Genomic DNA, 24,720 nt, shown 5'->3' with positions numbered 1-24,720 from the left:
CATCAACGTTTTTCCATTGCTCCAGAAACATCGTGATGAGAGGGACTCCTTCCTCTGTCAGAGAGAGGTACAAAGGAAGGAGGTGGTCAATCAAAGCGTATGTGCCCTAATTGACCTTCGCGCTAGCGATTCTCGATAGGTACCCATTCTTGATGATCTGGGCCCGTGTAATCAGCACTTGGGCGAATGATGCGGTTATTGGCACGTTGCTCATAAACGTGTGCCGCCCAGCCCGTTAAACGACTCATCACAAAAATTGGTGTGAACAGCTTGGTTGGAATGTCCATGAAGTGGTAAGCCGATGCATGGAAGAAGTCCGCATTACAGAACAGACCTTTCTCTCGCTTCATCACTGATTCCACACGCTCAGAAACAGCATATAGATGTGTATCACCGACTTGCTGTGACAGCTCTCTAGACCAGCGCTTAATCAACGCGTTACGAGGATCACTTTCGCGATAGATGGCATGACCAAAGCCCATGATCTTGTCTTTGTTGGCCAGCATTTTCATGATGTTCGCTTCCGCCTCGTCTGGCGTTTGCCAATCTTCAATCATTTCCATCGCTGCTTCGTTTGCGCCGCCATGAAGTGGCCCGCGAAGCGTACCGATTGCTGCCGTGATACAAGAATGAATGTCTGACAACGTTGACGCACAAACACGCGCTGCAAAAGTTGATGCGTTGAATTCATGTTCAGCGTAAAGGATTAAGGAACAGTGCATCACTTGCTTGTGTAGCGCTGATGGCTCTTTATCTGTAAGCAATCGCAAAAAGTAACCGCCGATGCAGTCTTCGGTTTGATCTTCTGTATCGATACGAACGCCATCGTGACTAAAACGATACCAGTAGCAGATGATAGCTGGGAAAAGCGCCAGCATACGTTCCGTCGAATGCAATTGCTCATCGAAGCTCATTTCCTGCTCTAGGTTTCCTAACACAGAACAACCAGTGCGCATCACATCCATTGGATGAGCAGTAGCAGGAATAAGCTCTAACGCTTGCTTAAGCTCAGTTGGTAAGCCGCGAAGGTTTAAGAGATGTGTCTTGTACGCATCCAGTTCTTTCTGAATTGGTAAGTGACCGCGTAACAGAAGATGTGCAACTTCTTCAAATTGAGCATTATTGGCAAGGTCAGTAATATCGTAACCGCGATAAGTCAGACCGGTCCCCGTTTTTCCGACAGTACATAAAGCTGTGCTTCCAGCGCTTTGACCGCGTAGGCCTGCACCACCTAACTCTGCTTTTTTTTCTGCAGTTTGAGACATTGTTTGAACTCCTTTTCTGTCTGGCTTTGCCCTCTTTGGAGCGTTTTTTAGCCAGACGAATTTCACGTTATTGAATTAGATAAATTCCGATTATCTTTTCTTGGGCTTCCGTCTATCTTTTCTTTTCCAGCTATTTTCCTTCAGAGAATAGCTGGTCAAGTTTGTCTTCGTAATCGTGGTAGTTCAGGTGCTGATACAACTCTTTGCGTGTTTGCATTGAATCAACCAAAGCTTCCTGATTGCCCACTTCTAGCAAATGCTTGTAAACCGTTTCAGCGGCTTTGTTCATCGCACGGAACGCACTTAATGGGTAAAGCACCATATCGACTTTCGCTTTTGCAAGCTCGTCGCAGCCGTACAGTGGCGTTGCGCCGAACTCGGTAATGTTCGCCAGAATAGGAACGTGCTTTCCAGTTGCTTGCTCAAGTGCGTTTGAGAACTGAAGGTACTGATCCAGCTTGGTCATTGCTTCTGGGAAGATCATATCTGCGCCTGCTTCCACACAGGCAATAGCACGCTCAATTGCACTGTCCATACCTTCAACAGCTAGCGCGTCAGTACGAGCCATAATCACAAAGCTTTCATCATTGCGTGCGTCAACCGCGGCTTTTACGCGATCAACCATCTCTTGCTGGCTCACAATTGCTTTGTTCGGACGATGCCCACAACGTTTCTGTGCGACTTGGTCTTCCATATGAACCGCAGCAGCACCCGCCTTTTCCATTGCTTTGATCGTGCGGGCAATATTAAATGCGCCTCCAAAACCGGTGTCGATGTCGACCAATAGCGGTAAATCACACGCGTTAGTGATGCGGTCAACATCGACCAGTACGTCGTTCAATGTTGTAATACCGAGATCCGGCAATCCGTATGACGCGTTTGCAATACCGCCGCCAGACAAATAAATCGCTTGATGCCCCAAATTTTTCGCCATCATGGCGCAGTAAGGATTAATGGTGCCAACAATTTGTAGCGGATTGTTTTGTTCAATAGCGAGTCTGAACTTCGCTCCCGGTGTTAAGCTCATGACGAATTCCTTCTAGTCTTTGTCTAAACTTTCTGTATGTATAATTTGCGATTGGATGAGCTTTCGACTTCCTGAGATGTGTCGTCTCATCAACATTTCTGCAAGCTCTTCATCGCGATTACGGATGGCTTCCAGAATAAATTTGTGTTCAGTCAGCGCTTCATTTGGACGAGATTGCGCGCGCGGTGACTGATAGCGGTACATGCGTAACAAGTGGTAAAGCTCGTCGCACAGCAGAGAAATCAGCTTGCTGTTTCGGCTTGCTTGGATGATGCGATAGTGAAAATCAAAATCTCCATGCTGATGGAAGTAAGAGGCTCCTTCCACTTGATCAATGTGCTTAGAATGTGTCGACAATAGCATTTCCAAGCTCAAGAGCTCTTCTTGCGTAATATGTCGCGCTGCTAACCTTGCCGCCATACCTTCTAGCGCTTCGCGAACCGCATAGAGTTCTATCAGCTTTTCTGGAGAAAAAGTGGTCACTCTAGCCCCGACATGAGGAATACGTTCAATGAGCCCTAGCCCCTCTAAACGCATTAATGCTTCACGCAAAGGGCCGCGGCTGACTTGATATTTCTTCGCCAGTTCAGGCTCCGAGATTTTATGACCAGGCTTAACATCGCCATTCACAATGACTTCAATCAGTGTTTCTGTCAGTGTTTCTGACTTGGTGTGTTCTTTCTCAGAACCCAGTACTTTATAACGAGTTTTCAACTCAGAGTTCATACTCAGATACTCACGTTACCGACATCAAAATGTCTACAATTTCTTAACCTGAATATAAAGTAGTCGATCAAAGTGTCGACAATCAAGTAAATTGTCGACAATTTAGACTAAGGTCGTAATTTAAATCGATGAAAATCATCTATTACGAGCTAAATGGAGGGGTGATTGCGAAGGAAAAACCAAATTGTCGACAACTAAACGCATCTTAACATTATGATATAAAAGAAAAACAATTAAGCTGTCGAACAATTAAGGATACAAAAGGTTATTCTTTAGATGAAAATTGCTCAAAAACTTGCTGCGATGTCATCTTTTGTGAGGTGGGATTGAGGTCATAATACGCGGGCTTTTCATCGGTAAAGATCTCTAATGTGAGTTTGAAATCTGGATTGTCGAACAAACCAGCGGAGAGAATGTACTCGCCTGTCGGTAACAAATGATAGAAAAGGTTTGTACCGCATTCGCCACAAAAACCTCTCACCGCCCAGTCAGACGATTGATAACGCTTTGGCTCGGCCCCCTTAAACGTTACGTTAGGACCACAATGCACAGCATGGAGTGCTCCACTCGACCATTTTCGACACATCGAGCAGTGGCATAGACTCACTTCATTCTTAGCATCTGCGGTCACTTCAATAGCGCCGCACAAACATGTCCCTTTCATTCTCTGTTTCCTTATTCGTTTGATGTCATTCCATTATGACGTAATTGTTAGCACGCACGCGTGATGTGCAACCAATTTTTCAGCGTGAACTTTATGAACAAAATATCCGTTATGCTCAATATTCTCTTTATCGACGTTTTAAAGACATCAATTTAACACTTGATTAACCTTTGACACATCAGCATCCAGTTCGAGTTAAAAGCTGAAACAAAAATAAGACTCATCAAAAAATAGAGTCACCAACATAAGGAACGTGAACATGTTAAAGGTAATCAAACCAACGCTCGCCGCATCGATCATCGCAGCTTCATTTTCATTTAACGCTTTTGCTGCTGATGTAGAAAAAATGCATTTCTTGATCCCTGGAGGTGCCGGTGGCGGCTGGGACATGACCGCACGAGGTACAGGTGATGTGCTACTTAAATCAGACATCGTTGAGACGGTATCTTTCCAAAACCTTTCTGGTGGCGGCGGCGGTAAAGCCATTGCGCACTTGATTGAAACGGCAGATCGCCAAGAAGATACGCTGATGGTGAATTCAACACCGATCGTCGTTCGCTCTCTAACAGGTATTTTCCCTCAATCCTTTAGAGATCTCACTCCAGTTGCAGCCACCATTGCGGATTACGGTGCCATCGTAGCCTCTGTTGATTCGCCATACAATTCTTGGGAAGACGTAGTAAAAGCATTTGAATCTAACCCTCGCAAAGTGAAAATTGCGGGTGGCTCAGCTCGTGGTTCTATGGACCACCTCGTCGTTGCCGCCGCATTTAAAGGCGAAGGATTTGATGCGCGTAAAGTTCGTTACATCGCTTACGATGCGGGCGGTAAAGCCATGGCAGCCCTTCTTTCAGGCGAAACTCAACTGCTCTCTACGGGCCTAGGTGAAGTACTGGAGATGTCAAAATCTGGTCAAGTCAAAGTGCTAGCGGTAACTGCACCAAAACGCCTAGAAGCCGCACCAAACATCCCTACGCTAACAGAATATGGTAACGAAACTGTCTTCGCTAACTGGCGTGGATTCTTTGCTGCACCAGGTACTAGCCAAGAAAAGCTGGATGAATGGAATGCAGCATTTACCAAAATGTACAACACTGACGAATGGCAAGTCGTCCGTGACCGCAATGGTTGGATAGACAACTACAAGGCGGACAAAGCGTTCTTCGCGTTCCTTGAAGAGCAAGAGCAGCAAATGGGTGACTTAATGCGCGAGTTAGGCTTCCTAAAGTAACAGTCGAACTGGGTCCCTCAGATTCCAACCTCACCCAATAACGTGGGGTTGGTATTTCCCCAACTGTATTTGCACTCTAAGTTTCACCGTATATGGATATTGTCGACAATCGGCATGCACACTCCTTTGTTTATATACCCAAAGCAGCTCGACTAGCAGCGAAATGCTTAATTGTTAATGGTTTAGTTTATTCATTAACGTCCATATGCGGTCTTTTTTATTTTTGTTAGGAGTTGAATATGTCTCGTTCAACCAACTTTTTCACCAAAGAATATTTGCTCTGTCGTGACCGTGTCGGCGCAATGATCTTTCTACTCTTCTGTCTTTGCTACGGTTATCAAACGTCTCAAATCGCACTGTTTCCGGGCGATGAGTATGAACCGTTTACTGCTCGCACCTTGCCAACCATCCTGACTTACGTTGGTGCAGGCCTTTCTTTGTTATTGCTGGTAACAGGACAACCAGATAAACAAAGTGGCGCGGTGCTGAACTTTAATTGGAAGTTACTGATCGCTTTCTTGGTTTTGATGGCGCTTTACGGCGTAGGCCTGACTTACCTAGGCTTTGTTATAGCTACTGGCTTCTTTTTATTGGCTGGCTTTTATCTGCTGGGGGAAAGACGTAAACCCGTTCTGTTCGGCGCGTCGTTTCCATTCGTGATCGCGTTCTATTTATTACTCACTCAAGGTTTGGACATCTATCTCGAACCGGGTTTGATTTTCACCATCTGGTAGTCAAAGAAAGGACTGAATTATGTTAGATGGAATTCTACAAGGTTTATCCACTGCAGTAATGCCAATGAACATCATGATGGTGATCGTTGGTTGTTTCGTCGGTACATTTATCGGCATGTTACCTGGGCTTGGGCCGATCTCAGCCATTGCTTTGATGATCCCAATTACTTATGGCCTAGAGCCCTCTTCTGGCCTTATTTTGATGGCGGGTGTTTATTACGGTGCGGTATTTGGTGGTTCTACATCGTCGATTTTAATTAACGCGCCGGGTTGTTCTTCAACCGTGGTGACAGCATTCGACGGCTACCCGATGGCTCAAAAAGGCCAAGCAGGTAAAGCATTAGCTTTGGCAGCTTATTCTTCTTTCACTGGCGGTACGCTATCTGCCATTATGTTGCTTGTCGCAGCACCAGCATTGGCTAGCGTTTCACTTAGCTTCCAATCGTCAGACTATTTTGCGTTGATGCTACTTGGGTTATCAGCAGTCGCGGCTTTTGCGGGGAAAGGTCAGGTCATCAAAGCGTGGATGATGACCATTCTTGGTTTGATGCTATCTACAGTTGGTATCGATAAAGGCGTAGGCGTTGAACGCTTTACCTTCGGTTTAACGGATTTAATGGATGGCTTTAGCTTCTTGTTGCTTGCAATGGCGACATTCGCACTGGGTGAGACGCTGATGGGCATTCTTAAACCATCAAAAGACACCAGCGATGAAGAACAGGAAAAGCTGAGTAACATTGGCTCAATGAAAGTGACCAAGGACGAAATCAAAGATGTTGCGCCTGTTTCAATTCGCTCTTCAATATTAGGTTTCTTCACTGGCGTTCTTCCTGGCGCAGGAGCAACCATTGCTGCTTTTTTAAGCTATGGCATGGAGCGCAACCTCGCACCTAAAGAGAAAAAGGAAGAGTTCGGTAAAGGCAGTATCCGTGGTTTGGTCGCGCCAGAATCAGCGAACAATGCAGCCTCTAGTGGTTCATTTGTACCGCTGCTAACGCTTGGCATTCCGGGTTCTGGTACAACAGCAATAATGCTCGGTGCGCTGATCGCTTATGGTATTCAACCTGGTCCTCGCCTGTTTGTTGAGCACCCAGACGTGTTCTGGTCGGTGATCATTTCCATGTACTTCGGCAACATCGTACTCGTGATCCTGAACTTACCGTTGATTCCGTACATCTCAAAGCTTTTGGCGGTGCCTAGAACGGTGCTTCTACCGATGATTTTATTCTTCTCAATCACCGGAGTTTATTTGGTCTCATTCAATACCATGGATGTGTTCGTGATGCTGATTGTCGCTATGGCTGCCATTGCACTTCGACTCGCTAACTTCCCACTTGCGCCTTTATTGCTGGGTTTCATCCTTGGGGGATTAATGGAAGAGAACTTACGCCGCGCATTAATGATTTCAGACGGCGAATTGAGTTTCCTATGGGAGCGCCCTATTACCCTTACCTTTACTGTTTTGGCCGTATTGGTACTGGCAAGTCCACTAATCGTAAAGCTGATTCAAAAGTTTAAAGCACAACCAGTGAGCGTTGAGCAGTAATAACTGTCTCTTACAACCTAGATAAAGCCATCCATCGCGATGGCTTTTCTTTCTCCTATCAAATCGTTCACTTATTAAGCAAAACAATATTGACAAGTCATCGCCTATATATAAGAGTAGTTGCATGAATACACACTTAGCGCAACTTAACCAACGAATTATCATCATTCCATAGGAATGGTGGGATATTTGATGCGCTCAATATTTATCGAACCCACCCATAGCGGTGGGTTTTCTGTCTCTACCGTATGGGAAATACTCTCTTGGAGGCGGTCACATGCAAAAAGTAGCGGTTTTTGGTAAGCCCGGCAGCGGAAAATCGACGATAAGTAAAGCAATCGCGTCTGCTACCGATCTCCCTCTTCATCAATTAGATTCCATAGTCTATAAACCAAACGGTGAGCCCGTTGAGCGTAACGTTTTTGATGAAGCACATAGCAATATACTTCACTCAGATCGTTGGATCATAGATGGTCTGGGGCCTATCAGCTCCTTTAATGCTCGTTTAGATGCAGCCGATACTCTCGTTTATATTGATCTACCATACTCCGTAAGCTATTGGTTTGTGACGAAACGTCTCCTTAAAGGACTATTCATTAAACCCGAAGGTTGGCCTGATGGCAGTTCGGTATTGAAAGGGACATTACAAAGCTACAAAGTTCTTCAGCAATGCCCAGCATTCTGGAATGATGACTTTATGTCTCGTCTCGAAGGGTACTCTCAAAGTAAAACCGTTCATGTCATCAAAAACGTCACAGAACTGAACAATTTTGTTTTAGAGCGGGTAAAGTAAACTTCATATCAGAACACTAGAGCATGTGGGATGGGCCATCTAAAGCTCTAACAATGAAAAAGAACATAACAAGGATTGTTTATGCTTTTAGAACTAGCGCTTTTATTCGTTGCCGGCGTAGTTGGTGGGATCATTAACTCCATTGCGGGAGGCGGAAGCTTTATTACTTTTCCGGCCCTATTGGCGGTTGGTGTGCCTCCAATTATGGCCAACGCAACAAATACTTATGCTTCATGTGCAGGGTACATTAGCGGAGCCGTTGGCTTCAGAGAAGAGATCATGAAGAACAAGCAAGAACTGTTGTTCACAGTCTCATTCAGTTTAGTAGGTGGCGCTGTCGGAGCATATCTGCTGCTCAACACACCAGAATCGCTATTTTTGGAAGCCATTCCTTGGCTACTCTTGTTTGCCACCGTGCTTTTCCTGACTGGTTCTCGTTTAACAATGCTTATCAAAACTGTCGCGAAAGAGCACAAACACGCAGGAATACTCGGAGCAATCGCTTTGGGTCTATTACTTGTTGGTGTCTCTGCTTACGGTGGTTTTTTCAACGCAGGTTTAGGGGTTATTGTTCTGAGTTATCTGGTAGTAGCGGGTCACCAAGACATTAATTTAATGAACGGTTTGAAATTGCTGGTATCTACGTGTGTTTCACTCATTGCTATCGTGATTTTTGTTGCGAATGGTTCCATTGACTGGCGCACAGGTAGCGTTGTTTTGGTCGGTACGTTGGTGGGTGGTTATCTTGCAGCTCGTGTATCTCGTCAACTTAATCCCAATCATGTTAAAAGGTTTGTTGCTCTTTCTTCTATTCTGATCACTATCTACTTTTTCATTGATGTTTATGCTTAAGTAGAGCTTGCACAAGTAGATAACACTCCTATAAAAAACGCCATCGCGAAAGATTAATGCAGATAGCTTAACGATGTTTTTTGTCATGTCAGCGAGCCTTGGCGTGACTAGGGATCTAATAGCAGTACGCTGAGCGGCTAATGAAACAATTTTGACCATAAAGGGCTCGGATAGAAGATCCTATATCACGCTCCTCCGTCGCTGTACAGGATGACGAGAGATAGAAATATGCCACTCGCTGTTAAACGAGTGGCATTAGTCGCGAAAGATGGCGTTTTACATCAATAAGAAGAGAAAGTAACGGTTACTTAATCAGCCCTACTTCTTTGTAGTATTTGAGCGCACCTGGGTGAAGAGGCGCAGATAAACCGTCTTTTACCATTTCCTCTTTCTTCAAGTTCGCAAACGCTGGGTGGAGACGGCGGAAATCATCGAAGTTTTCAAATACCGCTTTAACCACGTTATAAACCACATCTTCTGGTACAGCAGTAGAGGAAACAAACGTCGCACCCACACCAAAGGTTTGAACATCACTATCTGTGCCACGATACATACCACCCGGTACATTTGCGACACGGTAGAAGCTATTGTCTGCAACCAATTTTTCTACATTAGGTCCAGCTACCGTTACGATATTACTATCACACGACGTAGTGGCTTCTTTAATCGCTCCACTTGGGTGACCAACGGTATAAATCATCGCATCAATTTTGTTATCACAAAGTGCTTTTGATTGCTCTGCTGCTTTTAACTCAGACACAAGCTTAAAGTCATCGTTACTCCAGCCATACTGGCTCATTAACACTTCCATGGTGCCTCGTTGACCTGAGCCAGGGTTACCAATGTTGACGCGCTTACCTTTCAAATCATCAAAAGTTTTGATGTTCGCGTCTTTACGTGCAACGACAGTGAACGGTTCTGGATGAACGGAGAATACGGCGCGTAGTTCTTTAAAAGGCCCGCTTTCTTTAAACTTACTGGTTCCTTTGTAAGCATGATACTGCCAGTCTGATTGAGCGATACCGAGATCCAATTCACCAGCACGAATAGTGTTGATGTTATAAATCGACCCCCCAGTACTTTCTACCGAACAACGGATACCGTGATCTTCTCGCGATTTGTTAACCAAGCGACAAATAGCGCCACCAGTCGGATAATAAACCCCTGTTACACCACCAGTACCAATCGTGACAAACGTTTCTTCCGCAGATGCAGAAAAGCCTGTTGTGAGTGCCGCTAAAGAAGCAGCAAGTGCGATTTGCTTAAACTTAAACATTGAACATCCTTTTTACCTGTGTTGATGACCGTTTAAGTATAGCAACCGTTAACAATTTGATAACGTTTGAGTTCTCATCTTTGAAGGTTGAATTATAGATATGTACTTTTTTACCAACGTAACCTACTGATAAATAATATCTATACTTGAATTGCACAAAAAAAGCGTTGTATAAACAACGCTTTGTAGTTAGTGAGATGGACGGTTACACCGTTGGGACTGACGCTCGCCACGCTTGGTTCTGACTATCTGAGATAGAACGGAACAATTCACGTAGCTCTTTCAACAGACCTTCTTGGAAACCAATGTTTTCATCGGCTTTCTGTTTGGCTGCTTGTGCGCGAGTCGCTTGTACTTCATCATCTTTGCTGCGCGCTTGCGCTTTGGTTTGCTCTACATTCGATGCAGAGTTTGCCATCTGGCCCAAAGCTTGAAGAATAGCGTTCTTCGCTTGGTTTGAGCTCATCAACTTATCGAACTTACGGCCACCACTTGTCAGCTGCGCTGTCGTGTCTGCGATATTGTCTTTCGCTAGTGAGTGCGCACGCTTAACCTGATCTTGCTGAGTTTTAGACAAGCTATTGTTATTCAATAACTCTTCTGCTTGATCGAAGCCAGCTTTTTGCGTTTTCAGTACATTATTGCTCGCCATTTCATTCTTGATTTCTTTCCCTGCTTTGAAAGAACCAAGGGCACCAATAATTGCAGTAGCACCCGCTAATACACCCGAAACGACTGCCATCGCGATCATCGCACTTGCCGAGTTGTTTAGTTCTGCCGCTTGGCTTTCTAAACTCGCGATGTTTGCTTCAACAGCAATTTCACGTTGTAGCACTTGCTGCTCACGGCTCAGCTTTGATACTTGATACAACAATGTTAATAGCGTCAACGATTGTGATACCGCATCTGATGGTGACTTGATCACCTCCTCACCGTTAAGCGCTTTCATCGTTGTGCTCATTAATGAGCTCACCGTCGGTGCAAGAGCGCTCATTAGGTTTGCAACAACTTGAGCTTGGTTACTCACTATAGGAGCTTTAGGCGTCTCTAACTGGTAGCGTGCTGCACCAGAAACACCTGACTCACTTTGGCTTTTAACGGCGCCTGCTTCAAGCTTTGTTTCCGGCGCTTTTTCTGCTTTGTTGGTTTTAATGGTATCGCCTAAACCATACAGTTCGCCGCGTCCCGTTCCGCCTACTTTATCTAGCATAATAAACTCCTTATACCGTTGCAGGACGGCTTAACACCGTTTGCATGGTTTCACTTTTCGCTTGGATCATTTGCATGATGACGCTCATCAGCTCTTGGAAATCTTCCATCAACTTGCCAATTTCTTCTTTAAGCTTGTCGATGACGGCCTGGCTTAAGGTCATTTTGGCGCGAAGGTCCGTGATATCTGCCTGAATCTCTGTCACGTGAGCATTGTTAGCAGCATGAACACTGTCCGTAGCGCCTTTACCTACGTTGACGGCAATATCGACAGTTTCTGCTCCGTAACGAATCGCTTTTGCGGTCGTTGTCGCGGCTTTTGAGCCCATGTCCGCCACTTTCGCCATATTTGCAGCTGTTTTCGTAGCGATTTCTGTGACCTTTTGAGCTATCTTGCCAGCACCTTTTGCTGCAAGTTTCGCGATACCGCCAGCAGCTGCACCACCGAACGTCACAACAGCTCCGATAACCGCGACTGCAATTTCTAATGCCATTACGACTTTGTTTAGCACATCAACATTTACGCCCGCTTCTTTTAGAGCATCTTGAACGGCTGGCTCTTGCAGCGCCATACTCACTGCTCCCATGACGCCACCAGCAATCATAAGCGCACCGGCTGCTGCACCAACACCCGTTGCCACCATCACGGCACCAACAACAATAGAAACCACCGCACTGATCCAACCAAAGATCTTCGCTGCTAAGCCTGATTTTTGGGCTTCTTTTGCAGCGGCTTCCGATTCTTTGATTTTGTCTTGGTTTTCAACCATCTCTTTTTCGTGCTTAGCTTTTGCGACCTTCACTTCCTGAATTTTCAGCTCGTTTTGAGCACTTTTCAGTTTATCCGTGATAGCAGCAAGCTCTACTTCAAAATCATCAGCAGAACCTGCGATGATTTTGACTGCAATCGAACCTGTTTGATCTGCAACTGCATGGAGAGATTTTGCAATGGTATCGACGATCTTTTGCAGCTGTGCCATGGCTTTTAGCGTCAAATCATTCACTTTGTCGCTAACAGCTGCGTTAGGTGCATCTAACTGAACTTTCACTTTTCCAGTGTTCAGTACATCTGCATCTTTACTCTTCACGTTTTCTACCGTCACAGAAGGCGTCGCTGTAGACGCCGTTTTCTGCACGTTATCTAACGTGGTTTGGCCAGATTCAGGGCTATAAACCTGCGTCTGGATGCGGTCAAGTGCAATAGAACTCATAGTCTAATTACTCCTTTTTATTTCTCACCGCTTCTAACATGATGCCTGCACGCTCATGCAAATCTGCATATTGTGATTTTCCGGCAGACATCTCCTTCGCGCTGTAAAACCCACTCTCTGCTTCTGTCAGTTGTTCCAGTTTCAGGTGACATTCAGCAGAGTGAAAAGGTGGGCGTGGATCATTTACGTCCACTAGCGCTGCGTAGCTGTAGGCGTCTATTGCCTGCAGATACTCACCCAACTCCTGACGAGCCGCGCCAAGGCCAATGAAAAATCGCGCCTGATAATGATCAAGCATGCTGAGTAATTGAAATACTTTTGCTGCTTGCTCAATCTTTCCCGACTGGAAAAAGTTGTAACCTACTGCATAAATGTGTTCGATGGTGTCCTGAGACACATCGTGCAACATTTTTAGCGTGCCTCCCTCTTCCAAAAAAGACAGCAGTTCTTCTGCTTGCATTTGAGATGGATCGGTCGCGTTTTGTTTAGTCATGGTTGTTATCCTTAAATGGCTCGTAGGATTTCTTGTAAAATACTGTGGTACTTCTGAACAAATTTGTTCATTGCTTCAACGGTCGAGTTGTATTGGGAACTGGTGTCGTTCAGCTCAGTGGTTTTGATTTGCACTTCATCGTTAAGCAACTTGGATTTAGCACTGACAGAACTAGAAAAATTAGACAGTTTTTTCGACTTCTCTTCGTCTTGGTACGACGCACCATCACCGATAGTAATACCTTGTTTTTGAAGAAAGTCTCGATGGTTTGTTATCTTATTATCCGTCAAATACTTGTACTCAGGTGAAGCTTCAAAATCCGTTTGATTACTGTAGTTAAAGTCACTCGCTTTGAAGTTACTTTCTGGATATCCCGGTTTATAAACCCCATCAACACTTTGCGTAGAGTGAATTTTTGATTGCACAACACCAAAAACTTTAAGCTGTACTGTGAGATCCTCTAATGCCTCTTTCTGGTCATTACGTTTCTCTAAACGGTTAACACGACGCTCATTTAGTGCAAGCAGCACTTGCTCATCAAAACGATCACCAATGCTAGACTCAACTACAGCCAGCAAATCACGAGCCGTTAGAGAGTGCTCTGCTCTCACCTCGCGATCCGCTTTCTCTTTGTCGGTGATATTGAGTAGACGCTCTTTCAATGCCCCTAAGTTCTTGCGCAATGCCTCGTATCGCTCAGTAAATGAAGCCCCGGTAGATTCACCTTTTACTATTTTTTCAAACTGTAATCGGATATCTCGTTCGGTGTTTTCTTTGATCAAATTAACTTGAGCTGCCGTTATTTGTGTCTTTTGGACATCGGCTATCGCGCCGTCCTGGTAAAAGTCGTCGATTTCTATATTTGTTAAACTCACCGCGAAGTTGGCGAACAGACTAGAAAGGGTCAAAGGCTCAGTTCCACCAATGACAGTGTTAAGTGCTGCTTTTAGGTTTTTTGTTCCAGCCGCATCCCCATAAGCTGCGCTATATTGGCCTTTCACTTGAGCGGCCATTTCATCTAACGCTTCTTTAAGCTGCTGTTTAGAAATACCAGGAGTCCATGTAATTCTGTTAGCTAGCGCACTTGCGTCATCGGTGCTTAAAGTAATACCGATGCCTTGAAAACTACTTTTTAATTGAGCTGAGACTTGAAGAGCGAAACTCTCTTTAGTCAACAGGAAATCCGAGCTCTTCAGTTGCGCGAGATTCACGGAACCTAAGCTACTAAAGGCATTGCGAAGAAAAGAAATAGAAGCATCTCTCACTTCACGGGAGCCCATTTGATTAGCAAGCTCTGCAACAAAAAGAGAAATTTCTTTGGTGGCATTAGCCAGTTTTGTCTCGGATAGGTTGGCGATCTGCTCCGCTTGGTTACTCTGAGTCCCCAGATTAAATTGACTAACAAACTCAGTAGATAACGAGCTATCTACGTTTTCCGTGAGTAACTTACTAAACCAAGCCTGAAACTGATTTGATAGTGTTTGGTTTGTTTGAGCATTGAACTCGGCTGCGGTTAATTCGCCATCTGAGTTAGCACTTTGTAGCGACTTTATCCAAACAGATGCGGTGTCGGTCAATGATATACCAGCAAACGCATTATTTTTCGCTTTTAGGTTTTCAAGTGTATCAACATAAAGCGCGATGCTTTGTGATTCCGTTTGTCCCGAGATAGTTGGCAATGAAGAAATTAGAGAGGCAAGTTGCTGAGTCTCTGCTTCACCCAGTACAGGGGTAAATGCCTCTATCAAGTTTTGTTGGAAAGTGGGTAATGGTGCACTACTCGCAGCTGTGTCTGTTGCTCCTGTCGTAGAGCCAGTCGTTTTCATATTCGTCATTTCCAAACCTCTAAATCATCATGCCGCGCATCACTGTAGGACGCTTTCTGCGTTTACCTGACGTACCTTGTAGCTGATTTTGTTGTTGCCGGCGGCGCTGGACTTCGTCTATTAGCTCTTGCTCTGCACGTTTCATGGTATCTACTGGCGCTTTTATGCCGCCAAGTAAAACATCACCCGCAACAGGACCAACACCTAAGCCTTCCAATAGCTCGTTAAAAATATCGGTTCTGTCTTCAGCTTTTCTAATGGCAAGCTCAGCGTTCTCAATCGCATCGGTAAACGGTTGCTTCATCTTGATTCCTATCTTAAAGCGGGTCATCTCATCGGTGCTGTCAGTAACAGTCGTGAGTTTTTACTTTTTCAACTTTTTCAAAGGTCTATAATCTGCTAGGCGTAAACAGTACCAGTCGTCTAGCTCATCATGGCTTGCACCGCATGCTTTTAGATAGAACTGGGCTAATCGCTGACTGCTCATATTGCTGCCACGTAACACATCGACGTTTCCGCGAATGACCCAATCGGAGGGATAAAGTTGAACAGCATGCTCAGCTAAGAGAAATAAGCCTGCAAAAGGGTTACTCAACCCTAGGTTTGGATGCACACGTTTCAAAAGAACGATGATGATTTCACCGTCCTCCACACGAAAAACGAGCTCTAAACCCTCAACTTCAATTCGATAACCAAGTTGAATTTCACTTTTTTGCCAAAAGTATGGCGTCACTTCGATCCCCGCTTGCGCAAGCGAGAGCATTAGTTTTGTTTTCATTACATCCCCACCCTTCCAAGTGGCTGAATATTGATTTGCTGAGTTAATTCTTGAAATGACAAAACGGGCAGATCGTAGTATTCCGATTCAATAAGCTTTCGCACATATCGGCGTACATCCATAGACACAACTAACACTGGCTTATTCGGCATGCGGCTTAAATCACCAATGGTCTGTTTCACATCACTCACAAATTGTTGAGTTACAGACGGGTCTAACGCCAAGTAGCTCCCTGCTGAGGTTTGACGAATACCGCTGCGTATTGTGTCTTCGAGACTTTGATCCAATAAGTAAGCGGGCAACATGTTTTGTCCACTCGCGTATTTGTAGCAAATGTAACGTTTTAAGCTGGAACGAATGTACTCCGTCAGCTGTACAACATCTTTCTCTTTTTGGCCCCACTCAACCATGGCTTCCAAGATCACGCGAAGGTTTCGGATGGAAATGTCTTCAGAAACCAAGCGTTGCAAGATTTCCGTCATTTTTTGTAACGGGACAATGCGTTGAGCCTCTTTAACAAGCTCCGAATAACTGCCTTCCATCTGCTCCAATAGATAACGCGTCTCCTGAATACCAATAAAGTCTTGTGCGTACTCCTTGAGAACATGAGACAAGTGGTACGTTAAAATTCTGTCGGGTGTGAGAAAGCCGACATGGCTGGTCGTGAGTTTTTGCTCGTAACTTTGTGCCACCCAAATGCTAGAAATACCGGGTAGAAAATCTTCATCTTGCTCATAAGGCACGCCTAATAAGTCGATCTGCTCATTCCCTTCTGTCACCAAGAGTTGGTCTTTTACAATTCGTCCTCGTGCAACCGGAACTTCTTGTAACTGAATTAAATATTCGCCATTTTGCATCCCCTCGTTAAAACGCAGGTGGATACCCGGGAAAGGCACGCCGAGATCGAGATATAGTGCGCGCCTAACCCTTGCTAGCTCTTCATTCAATGCGACCGCTTCCAAGCTTTCCTGAAGGCTCGCGTCAAGATCAATCAAGAGTGGGACCGTCATGGCGAACTCTTCTTGCTCACCTAATTTTCCTTTACTGTTTCTAGATGGGGTTGGTTTGCTTGGCTTCGCTGCTGGTGAACCCGCCCCTTGCGAAACAAAGCTTGATAAGTCGGTAGTATCTGATTCAGCCCGTTTTTTCTGTTGATAGAAAAGGAAGAAACCACCACCACCAACCACTGTGGCCAAGACCAGAAAAGTAATTTTTGGAAAACCAGGAATCAGTGCGAAGAGCACCAAAAGCACACCGCCAATAAGAAGCGCACGTGGCTGAGCAATGACCTGCCCACCAATGTCCGAACCAAGATCAGAAGAGTCTTCATGAGAAACACGCGTCACGATAATACCGGCCGTAATCGCGATAAACAGCGCCGGAATTTGCGACACCAAACCATCACCAACGGTCAAAATAGCAAACAACTCAAGTGCTTCAGAAGCACTCATGCCTTTTTGCGTTACCCCGATCGTGACGCCACCTAAGATGTTGACCACAATGATGACCAAACCAGCAATGGAGTCGCCTTTAACGAACTTCATCGCGCCATCCATCGAGCCATACATTTGGCTTTCTTTTTCAATCAGTGATCGTCGGTGCCGTGCTTCGTGTACGTCAATCACCCCAGCGCGCATGTCACCGTCAATACTCATCTGCTTACCAGGCATCGCATCAAGTGAGAATCGCGCACTAACTTCTGCAACCCGCTCCGAGCCTTTGGTGATCACCATAAACTGGACAATAGTAATGATCAGGAAAACAACAATACCGACCACCAAGTTACCGCCCACGACAAAGTTACCGAAGGTATAAACGATTTGACCAGCATCGCCTTGCAGCAAGATCAACCGGGTTGTCGTGATGGATAAAGACAAACGAAACAATGTCGTGATCAGTAGCACTGCGGGAAACGCAGAGAACTCAAGCGGCGTAGTGATGTAAATCGCTAACATAAGCAGCACCACCGCAATACTCATGTTGGTGCCAATCAGCACATCCACCAGCGCGGTAGGCAGTGGCAATATCATCATAAAGACGATCGCGAGCAACATCACAGCAAGCATAATGTCTTTACGTTGCCCTACCTTGTTTAAAATATCGATCAACTTATTCATGTGATTCACTATTTAAAGATTGCAGATAGCGTCGGTGCGCTTGGCGTGCCCCATCGACGTCATTTTGTTTCCAACGAGCTTGGCTTAAGCAAAACCAGAGTCCTGCCGAATCAGGTTTAAGGTCGGATTTTAATAAGTGCTCACATACCTCAACAGCACGGGCATATCGACCACTTTGTAAACACGCCACTGCGAGCGTTTGCATCGCCTCTTTGTGTTGCGGGTCTATCTCTAAAACCGCGTCGAGAATAGAGATGGCATGCTCTGGCTTTTGGTATTGAACTTGTAGTGCAGCGTGAACAAGCAACAGTTCAATGTCTTTGGATCTCAACATGTTGGTTAGACCTGGATAAGGAGATTGAGCGCCATAGTGAGGTAACGCTGATCAAGTTGCGTACTTTGTAGCGTTTCGGATGCTTTGATAAAAGAAGCGGAGCCTGAATCCTGTGCAAGAACTTGCAACTGAGCCAACGTTTCATCGAACTGTTGGCGGTACTTTTCTGGACGCAACAATTCTGAGTGCAACAATTTTGGCTTAGTTAACGCGATTAGGTATTGGTCTGAAGGCCTGAGGTCATAGAGCTTCTCTAAATGCGTAGCGACCGCCTGCCCATCAGGAAGTAATTGAAACCGCTCAGGGAAATCGGCCTTAACCTCACTATGCGTAACATGCGTGAAGGCTTCTATGCCTACGTTTAAAGTGCTTACTCGAGTCATGAGGTTGCCACATCGTTATGTAGACGAACCAAAAGCGTAAACGCTTGTTCTAAAGTCGGAAGCGTGACCTCTTCTCCGTTTAACCTCGCGGAAAAAACCAAAGTTTGCTCATCTAACAAACCAGTTTTAATTTCGAAAGGCCAGCCTTGATCGGCATGACACAAACTGAGGGCGCTTTGAATGATGTCACTGGTTTGATGCCAAGATAACGCTTGAGACAACATCAAGAATAGCTGTTCTCCGTGTCGCTCAATATGTAGTGTACCGCTTTGCTCAAAATCCAGCTGCACCCGTCCAGCTGATGAGAAATCGACGGCATCGAGCCCCATTCCTCGGCAAAATTCATTGACAGATGCATCAATCCAACTCATCTTCCCACGCTTCCTCTTCTTCTATATCAATGGCTTCGTCTAGCGCCTTTTGTACCGCTTGTATTAAATTCTGCCGTTGTTCTTCATCGGCGAATACATCAATAGGGATCGCGCGAACTAACTTGTGGAACTCTCGAAAAAAATCGATTTTTTGTTGTACCGCCGTCAATTCCATTGCGTTGGCGACTTTCCAAATCTCATCACTGCTTACCCATCGCTGCTCTACCAACGCAATCACATCAGCCATCAAATTAGAAACTTGATAAGCCATAACTCGTCCTTTCCGGTTTAAACATTCGGAACAACTGACTCACGCGATCTTGCAACGTATTCAGAGTTTTGAGTTTTTGCATATCGGACATCAACCACTGCAACTTAACCGAGTCGATACTGCTGCCTTGAACACTAAGATCTGCACTCATGCCTTGCAGCATAAACTCAACAGCGGTCGATACCTCCTGTTCACCAAAGCGCGCCACTACGTCTTGATAAGCGGCTCCGAGCCCTTGATAGCTATGAACGGTATCGCGATAGAAACCGCGCAGCTGATGTAATGAGCTAAACTCTTGCTCTTGGCTGTACTCATCAGCAAAGTTTGAGACGCGAATTTCCGTATCAATTTGAGCCCAAGAATCTGGGTTTTGCTCGATTCTCAGAATCGCTTGGTTAATCAGCGCTAGTAGATGTTTACTTTCTGGGCTCGCACTCAAAAACTTTTTAACGGCTTTTAACGCAAGGTATTGATGGCTTTTCTCCTCTGAAAATCCATTCAAATAAGCTTGCAATTGAGCGATGGTCGAGATATTTCCTCCCGCCATTTTTGCAGCCAGATCTTTGATCTTTTGGTTCTTTTCAAGATCAGGGACTTTTCGCAGATAGTCAGAAACGAGTTCGTGCGCTTCATTAACTCGAACTCCACTGTCTTTTACTTTACGCTTGGTCAAATCTTTTTCTGCTTTTTCGGAACCGAGTGAAGTGAGCTCTTCCATCGCATCAAAAAGTGATTGTGTGGCATTGTGAACACGGACCGTTTCACCGCGGTAATTGCCTTTTCGTGAAGCGTCGGTACGAGACGATTCCAACCCGTTTTGGATAGACGCATCAAACTTTGGGTTTGTTGCGATATGATTGTTGATAATACTCATTCACTTGCACTCCTTCCGTACAATACAGGCGAATTATAGGAAGTGCGCTTTCTCGAAGCTGTCAAAATCAGACGTGTTTTTTTAGTGCGTTTTCAGTTTTCTAAAAACTCCCGACTGATATTCACTATAAATACCCCCTCATCCTTTCTATCCTCCCAACATCAATCATTGCGCATATTTTTACCTTGAACGATTTCTCATACATCACTGATATCCAACAATCTGCGATCAGGCAAACTCGTCTGATCCAAATTCGCGGGCGCGTTACGCAAGTAACCGGCACCATCATCAAGGCCGTTGTCCCCGGCGTTCGTGTTGGTGAGCTGTGTGAGTTGCGTAATCCTGATCAAACTCTGTCTTTATTAGCGGAAGTCGTTGGCTTTCAACAGCATCACGCTCTGCTCACACCGTTAGGAAATATGTTTGGGATTTCCTCAAATACAGAAGTTAGCCCAATGGGAAAAATGCATGAGGTCGGCGTTGGCGATCACCTATTAGGTACAACGCTTGACGGGCTTGGGCGTCCTTTCGATGGTACGCAAAGTCAGGAACCAAGTGCTTGGTATCCGGTTTATCGCGATGCACCGCCACCAATGCAACGTAAACTGATTAAAAAGCCAATCTCTCTTGGGGTTCGATCCATTGATGGACTACTGACCTGTGGTGAAGGTCAGCGCATGGGCATTTTTGCAGCGGCGGGCGGTGGTAAAAGTACCCTACTGGCAAAACTGATTCGCTCCGCAGACGTCGACGTGACCGTTCTCGCCTTGATTGGTGAACGCGGACGCGAAGTGCGCGAGTTTATTGAGCATGACTTGGGCGAAGAAGGAATGGCCAAATCGGTTTTAGTGGTCGCGACATCCGATCGTCCAGCCATGGAACGTGCCAAAGCCGCTTTTGTTGCCACTTCTATTGCTGAATATTTTCGTGACCAAGGTAAACGCGTGTTACTGCTGATGGACTCTGTAACGCGTTTCGCCCGCGCACAGAGAGAAATTGGCCTAGCCGCAGGTGAGCCACCAACACGACGTGGTTATCCGCCTTCCGTCTTTGCCGCTTTGCCAAAGCTGATGGAACGAGCCGGTCAATCTGACAAAGGGTCAATTACAGCGCTGTACACCGTGTTGGTTGAAGGCGACGACATGACAGAACCTGTCGCCGATGAAACTCGCTCCATTTTAGATGGGCACATCATTCTCTCGCGCAAACTTGCGGCAATGAACCATTATCCTGCCATTGATGTACTCCGGTCAGCAAGCCGCGTGATGAATCAAATCGTTGAACCTGATCATCAGGCGTCTGCTGCTCACCTTCGCGAAATGTTAGCCAAGTACGAAGAAGTTGAGCTACTGATCAAAATTGGCGAGTACCAGCATGGGGCGGATAGCCGAGCGGATATGGCGATTGCACAAAGTGATGATATACGGGCCTTTTTACGTCAAGGAACGCATGAACCAAGTGATCTTGATGGTGCTATCGCTCAACTAAAAGGGATGGCGAACCGATGATCGAACGGTTATTAGAAATCAAACAAATTCGAGCTGAGCGTGCGGATAAAGCCGTTAAGCGCCAAGAATACCGAGTATCAAATTCGGCAGCACAGGTTCAAAAGGCCGAACGTTCCGTAACGGACTATCACGTTTGGCGCCAGGAAGAAGAAGAGCGACGTTTTGCCAAAGCAAAGCAACACACACTCGTTCTCAAAGAGTTGGAAACATTGAGACAAGAAATCGCGTTGTTGAGAGAGCGAGAAGCCGAGCTTAAACAGCGCGTTGCCGAAGCAAAAAAAGCGCTTGAGTACGAACGTTCGGTACTTAAAGAAAAACAAAAAGAGGCACGGCAAGCCCATAAAACCAAAGAAAAATTCGTTCAGTTGCAACAACAAGAACTCGCGGAACAGTCGCGAGAAAGACAATACCAAGAAGAACTCGAACAAGAAGAGTTTCGCACTGTCGATATTATCTAAAGGTTCATTATGCGCATTACTCCAACAGAAGAAACACCGAATACGCTGTACAAATCAACGCCAGAAAAAAAGCCCCTGGAGCGAGAGGCTGAGCTTCAGTCACAGTTCGAGTGTGCAATGACGGAGAAACCTCGCAAGGAAGAAGAATCTACCGTTGCGAGCAAAAAAGACACTCTGAGCAGAGACGAGAGCCTTCCGTTAAGACATGAAGCATCTCAAAGCCTAGACAAACAATCGAAACTTTCTAACCAAGAAGCCAGCACTAATAGAAATACCGTTACATTAAAAGGCAAAAGCGACGTTGTCACCAAGAAGGACGTAGGGAAACCACAAGACGACGCAACAAATCGCGAAAAAAGCCTGATTGAAAACAGTAAATTGCATGAGAAAGATAAGACACTTGAGAGCGTTCAGGCTCCAAGCTCATCCTCGCTTGAGCGCGCAGGCCCCCATTCTCAAGCACAAGCTTCTCTCGACGGTTCTCTCCCTAAAAAGGCCGTAGGGAAATCGCTCGCTCAAGATGCAATTAACAATGCCAACTTCACGACGAAACAAACCGAAACGACACACAATAAGCGTGCAACGCAGCGACTACAAGACACAGGCAAACTAACAGATAAAACCGATAGTCGTTCTGAAACTAAATCGCTTGAGAAAGTCGAGACGAAAAGCGCACTAGTGGCCGTTAAAGCGGATGAAGAAAAAGCAGAACCTCAACACCTTGCGAGCGCGGCAACACAAGGCGATGTCATTTTAAAGAGTGTCGCTTCACAGGCTCAGCCGGCCCCAGCTCGAGAAGTAAACACGTTACTCCAACAATTGGTGGACAAAATCTATGTTTCTCTGCCAACCGCATCGGACAACAAAGAGGTTCGGCTGTTTCTGAGTGAAGGACAATTAAAAGGTGGCGAAATCCACATCAAGTTGGACGCGCAAGGTTATAGCGTGACGATTCGACAAGAGCATGCCCTTTCCATTATTAGCCAGCAAGCTAGACAAGATCTTGCCGAACGCCTAAACCGATTTGGCGGTGAGCAGCCACTTCGTCTAGCGATCAGCGAACAGACTCAGCAGTTCGATCAACAACAGCATGAACAACAACACTCACGCCAGAAACGTAGCGTGTATGAAGAATGGCAAGCGGAGAATGACCTATGACGCCGTTAACGATACCCAAAGTCGATTCAGACAGTATTGCGCTCAGTAATCAACTTTGTGCAAAGCAATGCCATTTCCAAGGGGCTGATGGTCAGAGCGTATCGATTACTGTTTCTCAAATCCCTTCATTTGAAGGATTCCGTTTAACCACGTTGATTGGAGGGCAAACGATCCAAGTGGATTTTTGTCGTGCGCAACTCCAGAAATGGCTTGAGTCTACTCTGAATGCCACTGCATTCGAGTCACTGCCCAACTCGCTCCAGTTAGCACTTTTGAGTTCTCAGATTGAACCGCATAGTGAGGCATTCAAAGCACTATTTGGTCAGTTGCCCATTCTTAGCCAGTTACAACCGTTAGAGTCGAGCCAAGTTCAAGAGCATACCTTGATGTTAACCCTCAATAAACCTAACGGCTCTCTTTGTTTGTGGGTTAGCGAAGGAGCAAACGTGCTGTTGGATGCACTACCAAACAGCGCTGCTCTTCAGGCGCGACATCTCGCTTTACCTGTGTGGTTAAGCCTTGGAAAGACCCATTTAATGTTAAGCGAATTTAATTCGCTCGAACTGGGAGATGTGATCTTTTTTGACGATTGTTATATCGCCCAACAACAAGCCATTTTTCAAGTATCTAACCAGAATCTCTGGCGCTGCCAACTGGATGACCAAATTCTTCACATTATTGAAAAAGAAACCAATATGAATGACGTAAACACTTCAGAAATGTTAACCGACCACCAGCAACTGCCCGTGGAACTTACGTTTGATATCGGCCATCAAACCATCACTCTAGAACAGCTTAACCAGCTTCAGCCTGGGTACGTATTCGAGCTAAACCAACCTGTATCTAAGCCGGTAACATTGCGTGCCAACGGCAAAATCGTCGGTGAGTGTGAACTGGTTAATGTTAATGAGCATTTAGGTGTGCGCGTACTGGAACTGTTTGGTGGCACGCAGGAGCCAGCATGATCCAGTTACCTGACGAGCTCAATCTCATTGTCAGCTTAGCACTGCTGGCACTGATCCCATTTATCGCGATGATGGCGACGTCGTTTGTAAAACTCGCCGTTGTATTCTCACTGCTGCGTAACGCTCTCGGTGTACAGCAAATTCCACCGAACATGGCGCTGTACGGATTGGCGATCATTTTGTCTATATTCATCATGGCTCCCGTCGGTTTTGAAACCTACGACTACGTAAAGCAGCATGATATCTCCCTCGAAGATTCTGCAAGTGTAGAAGGCCTCATTGAAAGCGGTTTACAGCCTTATCGAGAGTTTTTGAAAAAACATATTCGGGAAACCGAAGCCATATTCTTTACCGATGCTGCGCGCACATTATGGCCTCAAAAGTACGTGGACCGTTTAGAGTCAGATAGCTTGTTGCTGTTGCTGCCAGCGTTTACGGTCAGTGAGCTTACCCGTGCTTTTGAAATTGGCTTTCTATTGTACTTACCGTTCATCGCTATCGACCTAATTGTATCGAATATCTTGCTCGCCATGGGCATGATGATGGTATCGCCAATGACGATTTCCCTCCCCTTCAAATTGTTACTCTTTGTCTTGCTTGACGGCTGGACGAAACTCACTCACGGCTTAGTGCTGAGTTACGGTTAATCA

General features: G+C 45.6%; 27 protein-coding genes. 10 read left to right on the top strand and 17 right to left on the bottom strand.

What is annotated here, in order from left to right:
• Positions 1-122: 122 nt before the first annotated feature.
• From prpC to CBX98_RS21580, 4 genes are all read right to left on the bottom strand, one after another.
• Positions 123-1,265, bottom strand: coding sequence for a 2-methylcitrate synthase (gene prpC / locus CBX98_RS21595; protein WP_109170241.1), 1,143 nt, complete (start codon positions 1,263-1,265; stop codon positions 123-125).
• A gap of 130 nt (positions 1,266-1,395) precedes the next feature.
• On the bottom strand, positions 1,396-2,292 hold the full coding sequence (gene prpB, locus CBX98_RS21590) for a methylisocitrate lyase (RefSeq protein WP_005395068.1): 897 nt from the start codon (positions 2,290-2,292) through the stop codon (positions 1,396-1,398).
• Positions 2,293-2,304: 12 nt separating this feature from the next.
• A complete protein-coding gene (locus CBX98_RS21585) occupies positions 2,305-3,018 on the bottom strand; it encodes a GntR family transcriptional regulator (protein ID WP_005395069.1) in 714 nt (237 codons plus the stop codon).
• A gap of 265 nt (positions 3,019-3,283) precedes the next feature.
• A complete protein-coding gene (locus CBX98_RS21580) occupies positions 3,284-3,682 on the bottom strand; it encodes a GFA family protein (protein ID WP_168187801.1) in 399 nt (132 codons plus the stop codon).
• Positions 3,683-3,941: 259 nt separating this feature from the next.
• On the opposite strand from CBX98_RS21580, the gene CBX98_RS21575 reads away from it, so the two are divergent.
• The 5 genes from CBX98_RS21575 (at position 3,942) to CBX98_RS21555 (ending at position 8,838) form a co-directional block, all read left to right on the top strand.
• On the top strand, positions 3,942-4,913 hold the full coding sequence (locus tag CBX98_RS21575) for a tripartite tricarboxylate transporter substrate binding protein (RefSeq protein ID WP_005395072.1): 972 nt from the start codon (positions 3,942-3,944) through the stop codon (positions 4,911-4,913).
• A 239-nt stretch (positions 4,914-5,152) separates the two neighbouring features.
• On the top strand, positions 5,153-5,647 hold the full coding sequence (locus tag CBX98_RS21570; protein ID WP_172606010.1) for a tripartite tricarboxylate transporter TctB family protein: 495 nt from the start codon (positions 5,153-5,155) through the stop codon (positions 5,645-5,647).
• Positions 5,648-5,666: 19 nt separating this feature from the next.
• A complete protein-coding gene (locus CBX98_RS21565; protein WP_005395074.1) occupies positions 5,667-7,193 on the top strand; it encodes a tripartite tricarboxylate transporter permease in 1,527 nt (508 codons plus the stop codon).
• Between the two features lie 277 nt (positions 7,194-7,470).
• A complete protein-coding gene (locus CBX98_RS21560) occupies positions 7,471-7,986 on the top strand; it encodes an adenylate kinase (RefSeq protein WP_104971761.1) in 516 nt (171 codons plus the stop codon).
• 81 nt (positions 7,987-8,067) lie between these two features.
• Positions 8,068-8,838, top strand: a complete 771-nt coding sequence (locus CBX98_RS21555) for a sulfite exporter TauE/SafE family protein (RefSeq protein ID WP_172606009.1) — start codon at positions 8,068-8,070, stop codon at positions 8,836-8,838.
• Between the two features lie 304 nt (positions 8,839-9,142).
• Here the strand turns inward: CBX98_RS21555 and CBX98_RS21550 are convergent, their stop codons facing one another.
• From CBX98_RS21550 to sctW, 13 genes are all read right to left on the bottom strand, one after another.
• Positions 9,143-10,114, bottom strand: a complete 972-nt coding sequence (locus tag CBX98_RS21550) for a TAXI family TRAP transporter solute-binding subunit (RefSeq protein ID WP_006741544.1) — start codon at positions 10,112-10,114, stop codon at positions 9,143-9,145.
• A gap of 205 nt (positions 10,115-10,319) precedes the next feature.
• Positions 10,320-11,324, bottom strand: a complete 1,005-nt coding sequence (vopD, locus tag CBX98_RS21545; RefSeq protein ID WP_109170238.1) for a type III secretion system translocon subunit VopD — start codon at positions 11,322-11,324, stop codon at positions 10,320-10,322.
• 10 nt (positions 11,325-11,334) lie between these two features.
• Positions 11,335-12,534 carry a type III secretion system translocon subunit VopB gene (gene vopB / locus CBX98_RS21540; protein WP_006741541.1) on the bottom strand — a complete coding sequence of 400 codons (1,200 nt, stop codon included), beginning with the start codon at positions 12,532-12,534 and terminating at the stop codon, positions 11,335-11,337.
• Positions 12,535-12,541: 7 nt separating this feature from the next.
• Entirely contained in the window at positions 12,542-13,027 is a 486-nt protein-coding gene (vcrH, locus tag CBX98_RS21535) for a SycD/LcrH family type III secretion system chaperone VcrH (protein ID WP_005395089.1), read from the bottom strand.
• An 11-nt stretch (positions 13,028-13,038) separates the two neighbouring features.
• Positions 13,039-14,862 (bottom strand): virulence-associated V antigen, encoded by a 1,824-nt coding sequence (locus tag CBX98_RS21530; RefSeq protein ID WP_109170237.1) that lies wholly within the window; start codon positions 14,860-14,862, stop codon positions 13,039-13,041.
• A 10-nt stretch (positions 14,863-14,872) separates the two neighbouring features.
• Entirely contained in the window at positions 14,873-15,157 is a 285-nt protein-coding gene (locus tag CBX98_RS21525) for an LcrG family type III secretion system chaperone (RefSeq protein ID WP_005395092.1), read from the bottom strand.
• Positions 15,158-15,217: 60 nt separating this feature from the next.
• Positions 15,218-15,631, bottom strand: a complete 414-nt coding sequence (locus CBX98_RS21520; protein ID WP_109170236.1) for an LcrR family type III secretion system chaperone — start codon at positions 15,629-15,631, stop codon at positions 15,218-15,220.
• On the bottom strand, positions 15,631-17,757 hold the full coding sequence (vcrD, locus tag CBX98_RS21515; RefSeq protein WP_109170235.1) for a SctV family type III secretion system export apparatus subunit VcrD: 2,127 nt from the start codon (positions 17,755-17,757) through the stop codon (positions 15,631-15,633). The genes CBX98_RS21520 and vcrD overlap by 1 nt, the downstream gene beginning before the upstream one ends.
• Positions 17,741-18,082, bottom strand: a complete 342-nt coding sequence (gene vscY / locus CBX98_RS21510) for a type III secretion system chaperone VscY (RefSeq protein ID WP_005395110.1) — start codon at positions 18,080-18,082, stop codon at positions 17,741-17,743. Before vscY ends, vcrD begins: the two co-directional genes overlap by 17 nt.
• A gap of 5 nt (positions 18,083-18,087) precedes the next feature.
• The gene (gene vscX / locus CBX98_RS21505; RefSeq protein ID WP_005377246.1) at positions 18,088-18,465 is read right to left on the bottom strand and encodes a type III secretion system protein VscX; all 378 of its coding nucleotides are present in this window, start codon (positions 18,463-18,465) and stop codon (positions 18,088-18,090) included.
• Entirely contained in the window at positions 18,462-18,836 is a 375-nt protein-coding gene (gene sycN / locus CBX98_RS21500; RefSeq protein WP_012841776.1) for a type III secretion chaperone SycN, read from the bottom strand. Before sycN ends, vscX begins: the two co-directional genes overlap by 4 nt.
• Positions 18,823-19,107 carry a TyeA family type III secretion system gatekeeper subunit gene (locus tag CBX98_RS21495; protein ID WP_012841775.1) on the bottom strand — a complete coding sequence of 95 codons (285 nt, stop codon included), beginning with the start codon at positions 19,105-19,107 and terminating at the stop codon, positions 18,823-18,825. Before CBX98_RS21495 ends, sycN begins: the two co-directional genes overlap by 14 nt.
• A complete protein-coding gene (gene sctW, locus CBX98_RS21490; protein ID WP_109170234.1) occupies positions 19,088-19,981 on the bottom strand; it encodes a type III secretion system gatekeeper subunit SctW in 894 nt (297 codons plus the stop codon). The genes CBX98_RS21495 and sctW overlap by 20 nt, the downstream gene beginning before the upstream one ends.
• A 185-nt stretch (positions 19,982-20,166) precedes the next feature.
• On the opposite strand from sctW, the gene vscN reads away from it, so the two are divergent.
• Genes vscN through vscR form a run of 5 tightly spaced genes read left to right on the top strand, consistent with a single transcriptional unit; the run spans position 20,167 to position 24,717 of the window.
• On the top strand, positions 20,167-21,489 hold the full coding sequence (gene vscN, locus CBX98_RS21485) for a SctN family type III secretion system ATPase VscN (protein WP_109170233.1): 1,323 nt from the start codon (positions 20,167-20,169) through the stop codon (positions 21,487-21,489).
• Complete coding sequence (locus tag CBX98_RS21480; protein WP_104971769.1) at positions 21,486-21,947, top strand: type III secretion protein; 462 nt, start codon at positions 21,486-21,488, stop codon at positions 21,945-21,947. Before vscN ends, CBX98_RS21480 begins: the two co-directional genes overlap by 4 nt.
• Positions 21,948-21,956: 9 nt before the next feature.
• A complete protein-coding gene (locus CBX98_RS21475; protein ID WP_109170232.1) occupies positions 21,957-23,105 on the top strand; it encodes a type III secretion system needle length determinant in 1,149 nt (382 codons plus the stop codon).
• Positions 23,102-24,070, top strand: coding sequence for a type III secretion system cytoplasmic ring protein SctQ (sctQ, locus tag CBX98_RS21470; RefSeq protein ID WP_046874924.1), 969 nt, complete (start codon positions 23,102-23,104; stop codon positions 24,068-24,070). The genes CBX98_RS21475 and sctQ overlap by 4 nt, the downstream gene beginning before the upstream one ends.
• The gene (vscR, locus tag CBX98_RS21465) at positions 24,067-24,717 is read left to right on the top strand and encodes a SctR family type III secretion system export apparatus subunit VscR (protein WP_005377232.1); all 651 of its coding nucleotides are present in this window, start codon (positions 24,067-24,069) and stop codon (positions 24,715-24,717) included. Before sctQ ends, vscR begins: the two co-directional genes overlap by 4 nt.
• Positions 24,718-24,720: the final 3 nt, after the last annotated feature.

The organism is Vibrio sp. T9 (genome assembly GCF_003123985.1).
Lineage (GTDB): Bacteria > Pseudomonadota > Gammaproteobacteria > Enterobacterales > Vibrionaceae > Vibrio > Vibrio diabolicus.
The sequence above is the reverse complement of the archived record's forward strand: the minus strand, read 5'-3'. Positions and strand labels throughout refer to the sequence as shown.